The following is a 1,346-nucleotide window of genomic DNA, read 5'->3' on the forward strand; positions in this document are numbered from 1 at the left end:
AAGTACCCACATGTTATTGAATTAGCGAAACAAGCAATGCTTGATTGTGGTATTGAGCCAGTTATTCAACCTGTCCGTGGTGGTACCGACGGTGCACAGCTTTCACATCGCGGTTTACCATGTCCAAATATTTTCACAGGTGGTTATAATTTCCATAGTAAACATGAATTTATAACACAAGAAGGTATGGAGCAGGCTGTTAGTGTGATTATGCGTATTGCGGAGCTAACGGCCATTCACGCACGGCAATCGTGATATTTTATGAGAAGTAAGAGAGGTTGTTGACAAAGTGGGATAAAAGCGTGGTTTTTCCCACTTTGTGTTATCAGCCGAAAATCAATAAATTGATTTTCCTAATTTATTTTCAAAACCTATTCGACTTGCCGCCAAACATAATATGTTTGTCAGCACTCTGAAGAGCCGGTAAAACGACTCTTTGTTTTAATTTCAACAAAAACTTCAACCAAGGAGGGAGGCGATGGCAGCCAAACAAGTTTGTCATCTTATCTGGTTTCGTAATGATCTACGGGTCACTGATAACAAAGCACTTTCCTCCGCCTGCGCAGACCCAAATGCAAAGGTAATCGCCCTTTTTACGGCAACCCCTAAGCAGTGGCAACAACATGATATGGCTGAACGGCAAATTTCATTCATTCACCAGAATCTTGTTGAACTGCAGAATTCACTCGCAGAGCTTGGTAGTCCACTGGTTTGCCAAACCGTTAACCATTTCACCGATGCGGCACAATGGGTACTCGATTACGCAAAGACACAGCAAGCGGATGCCTTGTTTTTTAATCGGCAATATGAGTGGAACGAAAAACAACGAGACGAGTGGTTAATCAATCAACCTCATGGGTTGCATATCCATGCTTTCGATGATTATTTATTACTACCACCCGGCTCCGTGACGACTCAAAAAGGGGAGATGTATCAAGTTTATACTCCCTTTCGCCGAGCCTTCCTCACCCAACTTACCGTGACAGATTGCCGTTCACTACGAGCCCCAGAAAAACGAGCTGCCCCTATCAACATTGATAGGGCTTCACCGTTATTTCCGCATCAGCCCATTGAAGACTTCCAGCAATTTCCTGCCGGTGAAAAATCAGCTTTAACGCGACTCAGGCAGTTTTGTTCCCTGAAAGTCGGCGATTATCAAAACGATAGAGATATTCCCTCTATTGATGGTACCAGCCAATTATCACCTTATCTCGCGGTGGGGGTGCTATCCCCTCGCCAATGCTTCAACCGATTACAAGCAGAGAACCCCCAAGTGTTAGATCACCCTGATAGTGGGGCGTTCACGTGGTTAAATGAGTTAGTCTGGCGTGAATTTTATTCGCATC

2 protein-coding genes are annotated in these 1,346 nt (G+C 44.3%); both read left to right on the plus strand.

Annotated features, from left to right (window positions below; all coding sequences use genetic code 11):
* The coding region (locus A9O67_RS12910) for a M20/M25/M40 family metallo-hydrolase (protein ID WP_331711349.1) at positions 1-255 on the plus strand (255 nt) is incomplete at its 5' end.
* A gap of 223 nt (positions 256-478) precedes the next feature.
* The coding region (locus tag A9O67_RS12915; protein ID WP_197484418.1) for a deoxyribodipyrimidine photo-lyase at positions 479-1,346 on the plus strand (868 nt) is incomplete at its 3' end.

The organism is Tepidimonas fonticaldi (genome assembly GCF_001675355.1).
Taxonomy (GTDB): domain Bacteria; phylum Pseudomonadota; class Gammaproteobacteria; order Burkholderiales; family Burkholderiaceae_C; genus Tepidimonas; species Tepidimonas fonticaldi.